This is a genomic window from Pseudomonas sp. GD03842, from assembly GCF_029841165.1.
Lineage (GTDB): Bacteria > Pseudomonadota > Gammaproteobacteria > Pseudomonadales > Pseudomonadaceae > Aquipseudomonas.
The window spans coordinates 90,638-106,408 of sequence record NZ_JAOCEA010000005.1; the positions used below are offsets into that span (position 1 = coordinate 90,638).

The following is a 15,771-nucleotide window of genomic DNA, read 5'->3' on the forward strand; positions in this document are numbered from 1 at the left end:
TCTCAGGCACCCATTGAACTTCGGACTCTCTTTGGTCAGACTCGCAAAATACGCGCTGACTACCACGAGAATCGCTGTAAAACCTTTCATAAATGCGACATGAATTTTCGACGTTTCGTCGCAAAATTTGTGAGGCCTTGTGTCGGTGTGTACAATGACCTCCCTTTTGCTCCCGCAAAGCTGGCGTGCGTTCAGCGTGGATGGTAAATGGTTGAATTGAAAAGAAATTTGCCTCGCCAAGAGGCAGCCTGGTGAGAATGTGTCTATGAAAGCAGGTCTGTACCAACCAGAAGAGTTCAAGGATAACTGCGGTTTCGGCTTGATTGCCCATATGCAAGGCGAGCCCAGTCATCATCTGTTGCAAACGGCTATTGAAGCCTTGACCTGCATGACCCATCGCGGTGGGATCAACGCCGACGGCAAGACCGGTGACGGTTGCGGGCTGTTGATGCAAAAACCCGACACCTTTCTGCGGGCTGTCGCCTGTGAGCATTTCGACGTCGAACTGCCGCGCCAATACTGCGTGGGTATGGTGTTTCTCAACCAGGATGACGCCAAGGCTGAAGCCGCCCGCGAGAACATGAACCGCGAAATCCTCGCCGAGGGCCTGACCCTCATCGGTTGGCGCCAGGTGCCCATCGACACCAGCGTCCTCGGCCGTCTGGCGCTGGAGCGCCTGCCGAAGATCGAGCAGGTGTTCATTGGCGGTGAGGGGCTGAGCGATCAGGAATTCGCCATCAAACTGTTCTGCGCCCGTCGTCGCTCGTCCGTGTCCAACGCCGCCGACACCGATCACTACATCTGCAGCTTCTCCCACAAGACCATCATTTATAAAGGTCTGATGATGCCGCGTGACCTCACGGCATTCTATCCGGACCTGGGCGACGAACGTCTGCAGACCGCAATCTGCGTGTTCCACCAGCGTTTCTCGACCAACACCCTGCCGAAATGGCCGCTGGCCCAGCCATTCCGTTTCCTCGCCCACAACGGCGAGATCAACACCATTACCGGTAACCGCAACTGGGCGCAGGCTCGTCGCACCAAGTTCGCCAACGACTTGATGGTGCTGGACGAGCTGGGCCCGCTGGTCAACCGCGTGGGGTCCGACTCTTCGAGCATGGACAACATGCTGGAGTTGATGGTGACCGGCGGTATCGACCTGTTCCGTGGCGTGCGCATGCTGGTGCCGCCAGCGTGGCAGAACGTCGAGACCATGGACCCGGATCTGCGTGCGTTCTATGAATTCAACTCCATGCACATGGAGCCGTGGGACGGCCCGGCCGGTATCGTGATGACCGAAGGTCGCCACGCCGTTTGCCTGCTCGACCGTAACGGTTTGCGGCCGGCGCGCTGGGTCACCACCAAGAACGGTTACATCACGCTAGCGTCGGAAATCGGCGTTTGGAATTACACCCCGGAAGACGTCATCGCCAAGGGCCGCGTCGGCCCGGGTCAGATCTTTGCCGTGGACACTGAAACCGGCCAGATCCTCGACACCGACGCCATCGACAGCCGTTTGAAGTCGCGCCACCCTTACAAGCAGTGGCTGCGCAAGCACGCCCTGCGTATTCAGGCGACGCTGGAAGACCACGACCATGGTTCGGCGTTCTATAACCAGGATCAGCTCAAGCAGTACATGAAGATGTTCCAGGTCACGTTCGAGGAGCGTGATCAGGTGCTGCGTCCGCTGGGCGAGCAAGGGCAGGAAGCGGTCGGTTCGATGGGTGACGACACGCCGATGGCCGTGCTGTCGCGTCGTGTCCGCACGCCTTACGATTATTTCCGCCAGCAATTCGCGCAGGTCACCAACCCGCCGATCGACCCGCTGCGTGAAGCCATCGTCATGTCGCTGGAAGTCTGCCTCGGGGCCGAGCGCAACATTTTCCAGGAATCGCCGGAGCACGCATCGCGTGTCATCCTCAGCTCGCCGATCATTTCGCCTGCCAAGTGGCGCGCGCTGATGAACCTCGAGCGTGAAGGTTTCGATCGCCAAGTCATCGACCTGAACTACGACGAGGGCGTTGGCCTGGAAGCGGCCGTGCGCAATATCGCCGATCAGGCCGAAGAAGCCGTGCGCGCCGGGCGTACCCAGATCGTGCTGAGCGACCGCCATATCGCGCCGGGCAAGCTGCCCATTCATGCCTCTCTGGCAACAGGTGCGGTGCACCACCGCCTGACCGAAAAAGGTCTGCGGTGCGACAGCAACATTCTGGTGGAAACCGCTACCGCCCGCGATCCACACCATTTTGCCGTTCTGATTGGCTTCGGCGCTTCGGCGGTTTATCCGTTCCTGGCTTACGAAGTGCTGGGCGACCTGATCCGCACCGGTGAAGTGCTTGGGGACCTCTATGAAGTCTTCAAGAACTACCGCAAAGGCATCACCAAGGGCTTGCTCAAGATTCTGTCGAAAATGGGCATCTCCACCATCGGCTCGTACCGTGGCGCGCAATTGTTCGAAGCCATCGGGCTGTCGGAAGAGGTCTGCGAGCTGAGCTTCCGTGGCGTACCGAGCCGTATCAAGGGTGCACGTTTCGTCGACATCGAAGCCGAGCAGAAAGCGTTGGCTGCCGAAGCCTGGAGCCCGCGCAAGCCGATCCAGCAAGGCGGTCTTCTGAAGTTCGTCTACGGCGGCGAGTACCACGCGTACAACCCGGATGTGGTCGCCACGCTGCAAGCCGCCGTGCAACAGGGCGACTATGCCAAGTTCAAGGAATACACCGCGCTGGTGGACAACCGTCCGGTGTCGATGATTCGTGACCTGTTCAAAGTCAAACAACTGGACACGCCGATGAGCCTCGACGAAGTCGAGCCACTGGAAGCGATCCTCAAGCGTTTCGACTCGGCGGGTATTTCCCTGGGGGCGCTGTCGCCGGAGGCCCACGAAGCGCTGGCCGAGGCGATGAACCGCCTGGGCGCGCGCTCCAACTCGGGCGAGGGCGGTGAAGATCCGTCGCGCTACGGCACCATCCGCAGTTCCAAGATCAAGCAGATCGCGACCGGTCGTTTCGGCGTGACCCCTGAGTACCTGGTCAACGCCGACGTGTTGCAGATCAAGGTCGCTCAAGGCGCCAAACCGGGCGAAGGCGGTCAATTGCCGGGCGGCAAGGTCAACGGCCTGATCGCTAAGCTGCGTTACGCAGTACCGGGTGTGACGCTCATTTCGCCTCCACCGCACCACGACATTTACTCGATCGAAGACCTGTCGCAGCTGATTTTCGACCTCAAACAGGTCAACCCATCGGCGCTGGTGTCGGTCAAGCTGGTGGCCGAAGCGGGCGTCGGCACCATTGCTGCCGGTGTGGCCAAGGCCTATGCGGACCTGATCACCATTTCCGGCTATGACGGCGGTACCGGTGCATCGCCATTGTCGTCGATCAAATACGCGGGCGCGCCGTGGGAAATCGGCCTGGCCGAAACCCACCAGACCCTGCGCGGCAACGACCTGCGCGGCAAGGTCCGTGTGCAGACCGACGGTGGCCTGAAAACCGGTCTGGACGTGATCAAGGCTGCCATCCTGGGAGCCGAGAGCTTCGGCTTCGGCACCGCACCGATGATCGCGCTGGGCTGCAAATACCTGCGTATCTGCCACCTGAACAACTGCGCCACGGGCGTGGCGACCCAGAACGACAAGCTGCGCAAGGATCACTACATCGGCACCGTCGACATGGTGATCAACTTCTTCACCTATGTGGCTGAAGAGACGCGCGAATGGTTGGCCAAACTCGGTGTTCGCTCGCTGGAAGAGCTGATCGGGCGTACCGATTTGCTGGACATTCTGCCCGGTGAAACCGAGAAGCAGCAGCACCTGGACCTGACCCCGCTGTTGGGCAGCGATCATGTCCCGGCCGACAAGCCGCAGTTCTGCAGCGTTGACCGCAACCCGCCATTCGACCAAGGCCTGCTGGCCGAGCAAATGGTCGAGATGGCCAAGGCGGCCATCGCGTCGAAGAGCGGCGGCGAGTACGAATTGGACATCTGCAACTGCGACCGCTCCATCGGCGCACGGGTCTCCGGTGAGATCGCCAAGCTGCACGGCAACCAAGGCATGAAAGATGCGCCAGTGACCTTCCGCTTCAAGGGCACGGCCGGTCAGAGCTTTGGCGTCTGGAACGCCGGTGGCCTGAACATGTACCTGGAGGGCGACGCCAACGACTACGTCGGCAAGGGCATGACCGCCGGCAAACTGGTGATCGTGCCGCCGAAAGGCAGCCCGTTCAAAACCCAGGACAGCGCCATTGTCGGTAACACCTGCCTGTATGGGGCCACTGGCGGCAAGCTTTTTGCTGCGGGTACTGCCGGTGAGCGTTTCGGTGTGCGTAACTCCGGCGCCCATGCCGTGGTAGAGGGCACCGGCGATCACTGCTGCGAGTACATGACCGGCGGTTTTGTCTGCGTACTGGGCAAGACCGGCTACAACTTCGGTTCCGGCATGACCGGTGGTTTCGCCTACGTGCTTGATCAGGACAACACCTTCGTTGACCGGGTCAACCACGAACTGGTTGAAATCCAGCGCATCAGTGGTGAAGCGATGGAAGCCTATCGCAGCCATCTGGAAAGCGTGCTTGCGGAATACGTGAAGGAAACCGACAGCGAATGGGGTCGTAATCTCTGGGAAAACCTGGATGACTACCTGCGCCGCTTCTGGCTGGTGAAGCCAAAAGCCGCGAACCTGAAGTCGCTGTTGTCCAGCACCCGCGCTAACCCGCAATAACGCAGCCACCGCTGCAAGCTTTGAGCACAAAGCTTGCAGCGTCGTGTGCAAAACCGAATTTGATTTTCTTGCAGCTTGAAGCGTGTCGCTCGAAGCTGCCGCGAAGAGGCTCCAAATGGCTGAACGTCTGAGTAACGACTTCCAGTTCATCGATGTCGGGCGCAAAGATCCGAAGAAGAAACTGCTGCGTCAACGCAAGAAAGAGTTCGTGGAAATCTACGAGCCTTTCAAACCCCAGCAGTCGGCTGATCAGGCCCACCGCTGCCTGGGTTGTGGCAACCCATACTGTGAATGGAAATGCCCTGTGCATAACTTCATTCCCAACTGGCTGAAACTGGTGTCCGAGGGCAACATCCTCGCGGCTGCGGAGCTGTCCCACCAGACCAACACCCTGCCGGAAGTCTGCGGCCGTGTGTGCCCCCAGGATCGCCTGTGTGAAGGCGCATGCACCCTGAATGACGGTTTCGGGGCCGTGACCATCGGCTCTGTCGAGAAATACATCACCGACACCGCCTTCGCCATGGGCTGGCGCCCGGACATGTCCCGGGTGGTGCCAACCGGTAAGCGCGTGGCGATCATCGGCGCAGGGCCCGCGGGCCTGGGATGCGCGGATGTGCTGGTGCGCGGTGGGGTCACCCCAGTGGTGTTCGACAAGAACCCGGAAATCGGCGGTCTGCTGACTTTCGGTATTCCCGAGTTCAAGCTCGAAAAAACCGTGCTCAGCAACCGCCGTGAAGTGTTCACCGGCATGGGCATCGAATTCCGCCTCAATACCGAAGTCGGCAAGGACATCACCGTCGAGCAGTTGCTGGCTGAGTACGATGCTGTCTTCATGGGGATGGGTACCTACACCTACATGAAGGGCGGTTTCCCAGGCGAAGACTTGCCAGGGGTGCACGACGCGCTGGACTTTCTGATCGCTAACGTCAACCGCAACCTGGGCTTCGAAAAGTCGCCGGAAGAGTTCGTCGACATGAAAGGCAAGAAGGTCGTGGTGCTGGGTGGCGGCGACACTGCGATGGATTGCAACCGCACCTCGATCCGCCAGGGTGCCAAGGCGGTGACCTGCGCTTACCGCCGCGACGAAGAAAACATGCCGGGCTCGCGCAAGGAAGTGAAAAACGCCAAGGAAGAAGGCGTGAAATTCCTCTACAACCGCCAGCCGATCGCCATCGTGGGCGAGGACAAGGTCGAGGGCGTGAAGGTCGTCGAGACCCGACTGGGCGAGCCGGATGCGCGCGGTCGCCGCAGCCCTGAGCCGATTCCGGGCTCCGAGGAAATCATTCCGGCGGACGCCGTGGTCATCGCGTTCGGCTTCCGTCCAAGCCCTGCGCCCTGGTTCGAAGCGCACGGGATCGAGATGGATAGCCAGGGCCGGGTCATCGCCCCGGAGCAGGGCAAGTTCAAGCATCAGACCAGCAACCCGAAGATCTTCGCCGGTGGCGATATGGTGCGTGGTTCTGACCTGGTGGTGACCGCAATCTTCGAAGGCCGTAACGCAGCTGAAGGGATTCTGGATTACCTGGGCGTCTAAGCGACACGCGCCCTGTAGCAGCAGGGCTTGCCAGCATAAGCCGTGTTGCTACATAGAAGGCGTGTCAACGCTGCGACAAATCGCCCCCATAGACAAAAGGCACGGTACTGACCGTGCCTTTTGCGTTGGTGTCTGAGAAAATGCCCGCACTTTTTTTCCGGATCCTGCCATGACTGCCCTGAAGAACGACCGTTTCCTGCGTGCACTGCTCAAGCAACCCGTCGACGTCACCCCGGTGTGGATGATGCGGCAGGCAGGCCGTTATCTCCCGGAATACCGCGCCAGCCGCGCCAAGGCCGGGGATTTCATGAGTCTGTGCATGAACCCGGCGTTCGCCTGTGAAGTCACCCTGCAGCCGCTTGAGCGTTACCCACTGGACGCGGCGATTCTTTTCTCCGACATCCTCACCGTGCCTGATGCCATGGGCCTGGGGCTGTATTTCGAAACCGGTGAAGGCCCGCGCTTCAAAAAGACTGTTACCACCGTGGCCGATATCGAAGCTCTGCCCATACCCGATGCGCAGAAGGACCTGGGCTACGTCATGGACGCAGTCAGCACCATTCGCCGTGAACTCAATGGCCGTGTGCCCTTGATTGGTTTCTCTGGCAGCCCGTGGACCCTGGCGACCTACATGGTCGAAGGCGGCTCATCAAAGGACTTCCGCAAGTGCAAGGCCATGCTCTACGACAACCCGCAAGCCATGCACTTGCTGCTGGACAAGCTCGCTCAATCAGTCACGGCGTATTTGAACGGGCAGATCCTCGCCGGTGCGCAGGCCGTACAGATTTTCGACAGTTGGGGCGGGAGTCTCTCGGCCGCCGCGTATCAGGAATTCTCGTTGGCTTACATGCGCAAGATCGTCAGCGGCCTGATCCGCGAACATGAGGGCCGCAAAGTTCCGGTGATTCTGTTTACCAAGGGCGGTGGTCTGTGGCTGGAAAGCATCGCCGATGCAGGCGCCGATGCGCTGGGGCTGGATTGGACGTGCGACATCGGCGAGGCCCGCCGCCGCGTTGGTAGCAAAGTCGCCCTTCAAGGCAACATGGACCCCACGGTGCTCTACGCCCATCCAGAGGCCATTCGCCAGGAAGTCGCCCATATCCTCAAGAGCTATGGCAGCGGCACCGGCCATGTATTCAACCTTGGCCATGGCATCACACCGGAAGTCGATCCGGCCAACGCCGGCGCGTTCATCAACGCCGTGCATGAGTTGTCGGCGCAGTACCACCCCTAAGCGCCCACGCTTCGATGTGAAAACGCCCGGCATGAGTTCCGGGCGTTTTCATTTGAAGACGCCTGCGCCGTCAGACTGGGGCATTGGCTGGCAAAGGCGGCAGTTTCGCTAACTTCAGGGCAGCGACCAGGGCCACCAGCAGCAGGATGCCAATGAACAACCCGATCCCGTTCCAGCCGCCGTAGTGCCAGAACACCCCGCCGCCCGTCCCCGCGACGCTGGAACCCACGTAGTAGCTGAACAGGTACAACGACGAAGCCTGGCCTTTGGCTTTGATGGCGCGACGACCAATCCAACTGCTGGCCACCGAGTGGGCGCCAAAGAAGCCGAACGTGAACATCAGCACACCGACGATCACAATGGGCAGCGGGGTAAACAAGGTCAGCAGCAAACCTGCAAGCATCAACCCGATGACGGCCCACAACACTCGGCGGCGTCCCAGTTTGTCGGCCAGTGCGCCAATTTTGGCGGAGCTGTAGATACCCGACAGGTAAACCACCGAGAACAGCCCCACCACGGCCTGGCTCAGGTTGTAAGGGTCTGCCAGCAAGCGATAGCCAATGTAGTTGAACAGGGTCACAAAGGCGCCCATCAGCAGAAAGCCTTCCAGGAAGAGCCACGGCAGCCCTGCGTCACGGAATTGCATGACAAACCCGTCCAACAGGTTGCGAGCGTTGAGCGGACTTGAGCGGAAATTGCGGGAGGGCGGCAGGAATTTCCAGAACAGGCCGGCAGCGCCCAGAGCGACCAGGCCCATGATCAGCAGCGAAGTGTGCCAGCTTACGAAGTCACTCAAGACCCCGGTGATCAAGCGCCCGCTCATTCCCCCAATGGCGTTGCCCCCGATGTAAAGCCCCATGGCCAGGCCAATATGCTGAGGGTGGATTTCTTCACTGAGGTAGGTCATTCCGACGGCCGCCAGGCCGCTCAAGGAAAGGCCAACCAGCGCCCGGGTCACGAGCACACCTTCCCAACTCGGCATCACCGCGCTGGCCAGGGTGAAAAAAGCTGCGGAAAACAGCGCGAACACCATCACCGACTTGCGTCCCAGGCGATCGGAAATCGGCCCGGTGATCAGCAAGCCAATGGCGAGCGTCGCGGTGGAGACCGACAAAATCAGGCTGCTCTGCGCAGCGTTGATCGAGAACTCATGCGACAGGAGCGGCATCATCGGCTGAACGCAGTAGAGCAGGGCGAACGTGGCGAAACCACCGGAGAAGAGAGCCAGTACGGTGCGAATGAAGGCAGGGGTGTTTTTTTCGATGTAAGTATCACCCAGCGGAATCGCGGCTTCAATCATGTCGGGCGCGGGGGATGCAGCAGTATTCACGATTAACCTCAAGAAAAAGCAGCATGGCAATGGAAAAAGCATATAGCTCGCTAACGATTCCTTCCAATATATTGTTCGACCTAATTGATAGGTTTAACGACTCAATGGTGTACCCTTGGAATTACGTCATTTGCGCTATTTCATTGCAGTTGCCGAAGAGCTGCATTTTGGACGGGCTGCCGAGGCCCTGGGCATTTCACAGCCGCCGCTCAGCCAGCAGATTCAGGCCCTCGAACAGGAACTGGGCGCGCGCCTGTTCGAGCGTACCAACCGACGGGTGGAATTGAGTGAAGCGGGACGACTGTTCCTCGATGAAGCGCGGCTGGTGCTCGCGCAGGTCGAGAAAGCCTCGGATGTGGCGCGACGCGCGCAGTTGGGGGAACTGGGTGAACTGAAGATCGGTTTCACGGCGTCGGCACCGTTCACTTCGAGCATCCCGCAGGCGATCTTCGCCTTCCGCCAACGCTACCCGGCCGTGCATCTCGCGCTGCAGGAAATGAGCAGTCGAGAGGTGGCGGAACGGCTGGAAGAAGAGTCGATGCAGGTTGGCATCATGCGGCCCTTGCCGTTACCGGACTCGTTGGTTGCAGTGGAGTTATTGCGCGAGCCATTGGTGGCGGTGCTGCGCTCGGATCACCCACTGGCCGAAGGCAGCGAGCAGGGGATGTATCTCAACTCACTGGCGAGCGAGCCGTTCGTGTTCTTTCCTCGCAGTTACGGCAGCGGGTTGTACGCCCAATTGCTTGACCTGGCGCGTGCTGCGGGGTTCAGCCCCTTGTTCGCGCAGGAGGCCGGTGAGGCAATGACGATCATCGGTCTGGTGGCGGCGGGGTTGGGGGTGACGGTACTGCCTGCGTCCTATCAACGCATGCGTATCGATGGCGTGGTGTATCGCACGTTGCTCGATGACGAGGCGACATCGGCGGTGTGGCTGGTGCAACGCAAGGATCAGAAGTCACCCATGGCCAAGGCATTTGTGGAACTGGTGACGCGCAAGGCGGGGTGAGTGACCGTTCATCCATACGGTGTCCCTCGATTATTTTGAGGCCTTGCCACCGACCGGGCTGACGATATAGGTCAGTTCGCCGCTTTCCAGCGTGATGCGAAAGATCCCTTCGGAGGCGTAATCGACGCGCCAGCGATCTTCCAGTGTGCGCGCGTGAGGCAGCAATACGACGCCGGGATAGTCGAAACGGGCTTCCTCATTGGAGGTCAGGGCGAACAGCACAGCGGCGAACAGCTCTCTGGCTTCCGGGTTCGGCGGCAGCGAGCTGTCCGGCGTCCAGGCCTCTTCGTACATTTGCTCTCGCGCAAGCAGGGTGCCGGATGGATCGGTCAACGACCACCTCAGGCCGTGGCGCTCCTTGTGCGCTGTCACTAGCCAGTCCTGGCGCAGACCGCCTTGCTCACGCTGGACGTGCAACTGCTTCGGAAATTTGATGTGCGGAATTTGTGCCGGTAGCGGCGCGTGGCTGGTGCAAGCACTCAACAGCACGACGCAAAGCAGCAAAAGAGCACGAATCATGGGATGCCACCTTAAGATTGACGTCTGTGGAGCCTCGCGACGGCGCTGACTCTCCGCGTTTGCGTTACCGGCATCGAGCCTGGCGGGGTGGGAGGCATTATCCTGATGAGTAAGACATGTAGCAATTTGTAAGTCGGATAATTCACGTGGCTCAGTAGTCTTCGTCAGTTTCCTTCGTCTCGAATGGTCGAAGCACTCGCCGTTGTCACCTGATTTGCCTAGACTCGGGCCATTCATCAGGGCGCGTACCGGCCAGCGAGACAAGACTGCGACAGGGAGTAATGACATGCGGCGTGTGGTGTTCAATCAAAAAGGCGGCGTTGGCAAATCGAGCATCGCGTGCAATCTGGCGGCCGTCAGTGCCAATGAGGGTTACCGGACCCTCTTGATCGACCTCGACGCTCAGGCCAACTCGACGCAGTACCTTACGGGCCTGACCGGTGACGAGATTCCCATGGGCATTGCCGAGTTCTTCAAGCAATCCCTGTCTTCCGGGCCGTTCGCCAAAAAGAACCAGGTCGACATTTATGAAACGCCGTTCGACAACCTGCACCTCGTGACCGCGACCGGCGAACTGGCGGACTTGCAGCCGAAACTTGAGGCCAAGCACAAGATCAACAAGCTGCGAAAGTTGCTCGACGAGTTGGGTGAGGATTATGAGCGAATCTACCTCGATACCCCGCCTGCGTTGAATTTCTATGCCGTTTCAGCGTTGATCGCGGCAGATCGAGTCTTGATTCCCTTTGACTGCGACAGCTTTTCTCGTCAGGCCCTGTACGGTCTGCTTAAAGAGATCGAAGAGCTGAAAGACGATCACAATGAGGACCTGGAGGTGGAAGGCATTATCGTCAACCAGTTCCAGTCGCGGGCGAGCCTGCCGCAGCAAATCCTCGACGAGTTGATTGCCGAGGGGTTGCCCGTCTTGCCGGTGTACCTCAACAGCTCGGTGAAAATGCGCGAGTCCCATCAAGCGAGCCTGCCCCTGATTCATCTCGATGCGCGGCACAAACTGAGCCAGCAGTTTGTCGAGTTGCATCATTTGTTGGAGGCCAACGCGGCCCAGTAACCGGTGACTCCCGGCGCCCGTGTTTTCACGCCGTATCGGATGGAGCCGCCGCAGTTGGAGGCCGATCACTGTTCAGAAGCGCGGCGATTTTCTTCGCCCGTTTGCGTGCTTTTCTGGCCTGATCCTTGGGGATCTCGATGGTGGCCTGCATGTCGGCCCTCAGTTGATCCTGACTGGCGATCAGCCGGTGCTCTCCTTCCGGGCAACCACAACGTACCGCCTGCCCTTCGGTGGCAACGGCCAACACTTCATCGATGAACGTCGGGTTGCCTTGGGCGATGAACCCGACGGTCCCGCACGCCCCGCACCACACTGGATCACCCATGCGGGCCAGCCGACGCTCTCTCCATACCTGCGTACCGGACGTTTGCAAAACCCTGCCACCCGTGGTGGTGACGTCACCTTCCCTGATCGCTGCCGTCATCGTGTACCGCCCTCTGGTAAACCGTGGAAGTGGCTTAACCTTAGGCGGCCAATGCTGAGTCTGGAGCGCGCAAGCGCACGTTCGGACAGGTCCTACCGGATATGCGGAGAACGGCTGCGGCTCAGCAGACGACGCTGGTCACTCAACCTCACGACAGCGGCATGCCGGAGCGTATGAGGCGTCAGAGTCCCTGGCTCTTGAGCCAAGCGGTCAATTGCGGCAAAGGCATGGCACCGCTCTGGCGGGCCACTTCGCGGCCATTCTTGAACAGAATCAGGCTCGGAATCGACCGGATGCCCAGTTGCGCCGAAAGCTGCTGATTGGCCTCGCTGTCCAGCTTCGCCAAACGCACACGCCCGCTCAGTTGAGCCGCTGCCTGCTCGAACGTCGGCGCAAATGATTTGCACGGCCCGCACCAGTCCGCCCAGACATCCACTAGCAGCGGCAGGTCGCCCTTGATCTGGCTGGCGTAGTCGCCTTGGGTGAGGTTGAACGGTGTGCTCAGCAGCACCGGCTGTTTGCAGCGCCCGCATTTGGGATGGTCGGCCAGGCGATCGGCGGGGATGCGGTTGAGGCCGTTGCAGTGGGGGCAGGGGATATGAAGAGGGTCAGACATGAGGATCACCTGAAATTAGGCCAATGACTGATAAATGGAGCCGTCAAACAGGTTTATCAAGCGATGGATCGAAGACTGTACCGCCCGCTTGTCGCGCTTCTGTCACTGGCCTGTCCTAGCCTTTGCCTCTAGCCTGCGCAGACGACTGTCAGCCGGAGAACAATATGAAAACCCTCGGTGTTTTGGGCGGAATGAGCTGGGAATCCACAGCCACGTATTACAAATGGCTCAACGAAGGCGTGCGCAACCAACTGGGCGGCCTGCATTCGGCGCCGCTGTTGCTGCACTCCGTGGACTTCGCGGGCATCGCCGCCCTGCAGAAATCCGGACAGTGGGATCTGGCAGGCGAGCAACTGGCCGATGCCGCCCGAGGCCTTGAGCGCGCTGGCGCCGGAGCCATTCTGCTGGCCACAAATACCATGCACAAAGTCGCGGGGGCCATCGAGGCGGCTGTCGACATTCCGCTGCTGCACATCGGCGACGCTGTCGGGCACGCGCTGCGCGACAAACAGGTGGCTCGTGCGGCGCTACTTGGCACCCGCTTCACCATGCAGGAAGACTTCTACAAACGCCGCCTGGCCGAGCGCTTCGACATCGACGTCATGTTGCCCACGGCCGATGCCATGAGTGAAATCGACCGCGTGATCTTCGCCGAGCTTTGCCTGGGCCAGTTCCATCAACCGGCTCGGGATTTTTACCTCGGTGTGCTTGAGCAACTTCGTGATCAAGGCGCTCAGGCCGCAATACTTGGCTGTACAGAAATCGGCCTGCTGCTGGAGAACGTGGAAAGCCCCCTGCCGCTGGTTGACAGTACCGAAGAGCATGTGGCGATGGGGTTGGGGTGGTTGTTGGGGAGTTGATCGGCGAATTCCCACAGAGCTGGCTGTGTCTTCGGATTGAATAGGCGAGGCAAGCTGAATAGGCTACGTGTGTCTTGTCGCAGGTCGTAAACGGTTGAGCGTGGTGCTACTTTTGTAGCACTGATAGACAAGGTATCCACCATGGCCGACAAGATAAAAACGATGACAATGAACTCGACTATCCGCCGTCAGGGCGGCGCGGCGGTGATGACGATCCCCCCTGCTTTTTTGAAGTTGCTGGATCTGCACATTGGATCTGAGGTCGAGTTGAGCGTTGAGGCGGGGGAGTTGGTCGCCAAGCCTGTACCGCCGCTCATCCGCAAGCGATATTCGGTAACCGAGCTGTTAAAAGGGGCTGAATTCGTTGCTGAATTGAACAACGAAACAGCTTGGGCTCGAGAGGGTGACTCTGTCGGGCGGGAGATCACCTGATGGTTCGTCGCAAGGCACCCTGCCAGGGCGATGTGTATTGGGTAGACCCCAATCCAGTGGCGGGGAGGGAGATGAAAGATCGGCATCGATTCGTAGTCATCACTGCTCAGCAAATCAACGCGCTAGGTATCTGCATGACTGTCCCAGTGACCAGTGGCGGTGATTTCGCGCGGCAGTCCGGGCTCTGTGTGGTCATTTCAGCACACGAGACCAGCGGTGTTGCGGTGTGTAATCAAGTGCGTAGCTTTGACCTTGAGCAGCGTGTTCGCACTGGATCTGCGAGGTTTGTCGAGACGTTGGACAAGGTTACTGTCAATGAAATCGTCTCCAGGGTGCTAAGCGTTATTGATTTAACGGACTAGCTGTTAACAAACGGAATGTGTTTCTCATCACGTTGTGCAACGCGGCTTGATGTTTCTGCGTCGATGTCGGGGCATTTGAAGACGCTGGACATTCCCTGAGCAGCGGTATTGATACGCCGGTATACACTGCTCCAGAGGCTTTCCTTTCGACGCTTTTATCCGAAAGAACACCTCATTCGCACAGCTAGCTCTGGCGTGCTCCCCCGATTAGCTTCCCGCGTCAGGGGCTGTTTCGTTCCGCATAACTCGCATTGGCCCCTTTCATTCATTGTCAGGGAGTTAGCCGATGATCAATCACCTTCAGGCTGCCGTTGTTGCCATCCTTCCGTCCAAGACACCCGCGCCTGTCTCGGCGGAAAAGGCTGATCAACCTGCTGTGGATGAAACGCACAGGACGGCCACCGACAAGGCGAGCTTTTCCACACTGGCCAGCCAGTTGAATGAAAGCGCTGCCCGCGCCGCCAAGCGGGATGCGGGGATGACCCATGAAGCACTGGGCCAATATGGGCGCAACCGAATCAAGGATTTCACCCAGGAAACCCCCGAGGCCAACAGCGGCACCCGAGCGATGGAAGTGCCGAATACCACTGATCCGGAATTGCTGGACCGTGCACGTGCGGCTTCTGCTTACGTCGCGCGCACCCTCGCAGGGGACAAAAGCGCCATAAGCCCGTTCGAGAAATTGTCCCGCGAGCAACTGAATCTGATCGCCTACGACGACAGCGGTTCGTTCACCCTCAACGAGCGACGTGCGGCGTGGCAGGGTGTGCAGAAGATGGATGAAGCCTGGCGCAAAGTCGCGATCCCGCAGGGCCAGATCGAGCAGATCCGCACTGGCAAGGCGACCAGGTTCTACAACGAGGCCTTGAGTTATTTCAAATCGCTGCCTGCTATCGAAAGGGCCGTGGATTACCCCAAAGATGCCCAGGCGATCCTTGAGTCGCGCATCAAAGGGGAGCGAACCCTGCCCTCGCCGAGCATGCCCGGCCTCGTTCAGCGTCAGGGCGGCGACCGCAAACTGACGCTGTTCGACGTGATTGCGGGCGTCGTTGAACCCACCAAAAGCAAGACCGACCCGAACAGCCCCGTCCTCAAAAAGAAATTCACCCCCAGAACGTCGCCGACGCCGGTGTCGTGGAATGAGCGCTGGGCGCAGAAGGACGTGGCTGCGGCCAGGGCGGCGAAGCCGGTGCAGACAGTTGGAGCGACTCAGCCCACCGCGTCGGCAGCCACATCGACTAAAGCAACAGCTGAAGGTGAAGTAGCCAACAACTCAAAACCAATCATTGGGTAGTGATAGGTATCAATGTAAGAGTGAATTGATTACAGGTCTTAATGGATTGGCGGCGATGGTGTTATGTTCCAAAAGGACTATTCGTTCGGATAGTTGTCGCGATTATCTATGTCTGATTAGCTTTTTTCGGATCTGACAAAAGGATGATCAAGATGAAAAATGTTAAGACGATTAAATGTTCTATAGTTGCGATTGCTATGCTGTCGACTGGTGTGGCGGTGGCAACCCCGCAAGTTACCGTTAACCTCATTAACAACTTGGCAGAGCCTGTGAGTTACCAACCTGGCAGTAGTCAGAACGAAAGAACGACGTATGCGAATGCATCGCCGAAGCCATCCGATGTGCCGGCAGGTGGTACCGAGACCTACGTTGTAAGGGCTACA

General features: G+C 59.2%; 13 protein-coding genes. 9 read left to right on the forward strand and 4 right to left on the reverse strand.

Annotation, left to right across the window (positions count from 1 at the left end; genetic code table 11):
• Positions 1 to 265 precede the first annotated feature (265 nt).
• The 3 genes from gltB to hemE all read left to right on the forward strand — a co-directional run bounded on the left by gltB (position 266) and on the right by hemE (position 7,479).
• The gene (gltB, locus tag N5D61_RS09125) at positions 266 to 4,711 is read left to right on the forward strand and encodes a glutamate synthase large subunit (RefSeq protein ID WP_279892199.1); all 4,446 of its coding nucleotides are present in this window, start codon (positions 266 to 268) and stop codon (positions 4,709 to 4,711) included.
• Positions 4,712 to 4,826: 115 nt separating this feature from the next.
• Positions 4,827 to 6,245 carry an FAD-dependent oxidoreductase gene (locus tag N5D61_RS09130; RefSeq protein WP_108237406.1) on the forward strand — a complete coding sequence of 473 codons (1,419 nt, stop codon included), beginning with the start codon at positions 4,827 to 4,829 and terminating at the stop codon, positions 6,243 to 6,245.
• A gap of 169 nt (positions 6,246 to 6,414) precedes the next feature.
• Positions 6,415 to 7,479: a uroporphyrinogen decarboxylase gene (gene hemE / locus N5D61_RS09135; protein WP_279892200.1), complete on the forward strand. Its 1,065-nt coding sequence runs from the start codon at positions 6,415 to 6,417 to the stop codon at positions 7,477 to 7,479.
• Between the two features lie 70 nt (positions 7,480 to 7,549).
• Here the strand turns inward: hemE and N5D61_RS09140 are convergent, their stop codons facing one another.
• Positions 7,550 to 8,779 (reverse strand): MFS transporter, encoded by a 1,230-nt coding sequence (locus tag N5D61_RS09140; protein ID WP_279892415.1) that lies wholly within the window; start codon positions 8,777 to 8,779, stop codon positions 7,550 to 7,552.
• Between the two features lie 145 nt (positions 8,780 to 8,924).
• Here N5D61_RS09140 and N5D61_RS09145 point away from each other — a divergent pair, with 145 nt between their 5' ends.
• Positions 8,925 to 9,815 (forward strand): LysR family transcriptional regulator, encoded by an 891-nt coding sequence (locus N5D61_RS09145; RefSeq protein WP_108237403.1) that lies wholly within the window; start codon positions 8,925 to 8,927, stop codon positions 9,813 to 9,815.
• Positions 9,816 to 9,845: 30 nt separating this feature from the next.
• On the opposite strand, the gene N5D61_RS09150 is transcribed toward N5D61_RS09145, so the two are convergent.
• Entirely contained in the window at positions 9,846 to 10,334 is a 489-nt protein-coding gene (locus N5D61_RS09150) for a hypothetical protein (protein WP_279892201.1), read from the reverse strand.
• Between the two features lie 286 nt (positions 10,335 to 10,620).
• Here N5D61_RS09150 and N5D61_RS09155 point away from each other — a divergent pair, with 286 nt between their 5' ends.
• Entirely contained in the window at positions 10,621 to 11,400 is a 780-nt protein-coding gene (locus N5D61_RS09155) for a ParA family protein (protein WP_279892202.1), read from the forward strand.
• Positions 11,401 to 11,425: 25 nt separating this feature from the next.
• On the opposite strand, the gene N5D61_RS09160 is transcribed toward N5D61_RS09155, so the two are convergent.
• Together N5D61_RS09160 and trxC are read right to left on the reverse strand one after the other, a co-directional pair.
• On the reverse strand, positions 11,426 to 11,824 hold the full coding sequence (locus N5D61_RS09160; RefSeq protein ID WP_279892203.1) for a PAAR domain-containing protein: 399 nt from the start codon (positions 11,822 to 11,824) through the stop codon (positions 11,426 to 11,428).
• A 181-nt stretch (positions 11,825 to 12,005) separates the two neighbouring features.
• Positions 12,006 to 12,440: a thioredoxin TrxC gene (gene trxC / locus N5D61_RS09165; RefSeq protein WP_279892204.1), complete on the reverse strand. Its 435-nt coding sequence runs from the start codon at positions 12,438 to 12,440 to the stop codon at positions 12,006 to 12,008.
• Between the two features lie 164 nt (positions 12,441 to 12,604).
• On the opposite strand from trxC, the gene N5D61_RS09170 reads away from it, so the two are divergent.
• From N5D61_RS09170 to N5D61_RS09185, 4 genes are all read left to right on the forward strand, one after another.
• Positions 12,605 to 13,300 (forward strand): amino acid racemase, encoded by a 696-nt coding sequence (locus N5D61_RS09170; RefSeq protein WP_279892205.1) that lies wholly within the window; start codon positions 12,605 to 12,607, stop codon positions 13,298 to 13,300.
• 141 nt (positions 13,301 to 13,441) lie between these two features.
• Positions 13,442 to 13,732, forward strand: a complete 291-nt coding sequence (locus tag N5D61_RS09175; RefSeq protein ID WP_256601576.1) for an AbrB/MazE/SpoVT family DNA-binding domain-containing protein — start codon at positions 13,442 to 13,444, stop codon at positions 13,730 to 13,732.
• Entirely contained in the window at positions 13,732 to 14,094 is a 363-nt protein-coding gene (locus N5D61_RS09180) for a type II toxin-antitoxin system PemK/MazF family toxin (protein ID WP_279892206.1), read from the forward strand. Before N5D61_RS09175 ends, N5D61_RS09180 begins: the two co-directional genes overlap by 1 nt.
• A gap of 286 nt (positions 14,095 to 14,380) precedes the next feature.
• Complete coding sequence (locus N5D61_RS09185; RefSeq protein WP_279892207.1) at positions 14,381 to 15,388, forward strand: hypothetical protein; 1,008 nt, start codon at positions 14,381 to 14,383, stop codon at positions 15,386 to 15,388.
• The last annotated feature ends 383 nt before the right edge of the window (positions 15,389 to 15,771 follow it).

What these genes read in the sequence shown, in the direction of transcription:
- gltB (WP_279892199.1), top strand. Translation starts at nt 266, where the DNA reads ATGAAAGCAGGTCTGTACCAACCAGAAGAGTTCAAGGATAACTGCGGT.
- trxC (WP_279892204.1), bottom strand. Translation starts at nt 12,440, where the DNA reads ATGTCTGACCCTCTTCATATCCCCTGCCCCCACTGCAACGGCCTCAAC.
- N5D61_RS09175 (WP_256601576.1), top strand. Translation starts at nt 13,442, where the DNA reads ATGGCCGACAAGATAAAAACGATGACAATGAACTCGACTATCCGCCGT.
- N5D61_RS09160 (WP_279892203.1), bottom strand. Translation starts at nt 11,824, where the DNA reads ATGACGGCAGCGATCAGGGAAGGTGACGTCACCACCACGGGTGGCAGG.
- hemE (WP_279892200.1), top strand. Translation starts at nt 6,415, where the DNA reads ATGACTGCCCTGAAGAACGACCGTTTCCTGCGTGCACTGCTCAAGCAA.
- N5D61_RS09140 (WP_279892415.1), bottom strand. Translation starts at nt 8,779, where the DNA reads ATGATTGAAGCCGCGATTCCGCTGGGTGATACTTACATCGAAAAAAAC.
- N5D61_RS09170 (WP_279892205.1), top strand. Translation starts at nt 12,605, where the DNA reads ATGAAAACCCTCGGTGTTTTGGGCGGAATGAGCTGGGAATCCACAGCC.
- N5D61_RS09185 (WP_279892207.1), top strand. Translation starts at nt 14,381, where the DNA reads ATGATCAATCACCTTCAGGCTGCCGTTGTTGCCATCCTTCCGTCCAAG.
- N5D61_RS09180 (WP_279892206.1), top strand. Translation starts at nt 13,732, where the DNA reads ATGGTTCGTCGCAAGGCACCCTGCCAGGGCGATGTGTATTGGGTAGAC.
- N5D61_RS09155 (WP_279892202.1), top strand. Translation starts at nt 10,621, where the DNA reads ATGCGGCGTGTGGTGTTCAATCAAAAAGGCGGCGTTGGCAAATCGAGC.
- N5D61_RS09130 (WP_108237406.1), top strand. Translation starts at nt 4,827, where the DNA reads ATGGCTGAACGTCTGAGTAACGACTTCCAGTTCATCGATGTCGGGCGC.
- N5D61_RS09150 (WP_279892201.1), bottom strand. Translation starts at nt 10,334, where the DNA reads ATGATTCGTGCTCTTTTGCTGCTTTGCGTCGTGCTGTTGAGTGCTTGC.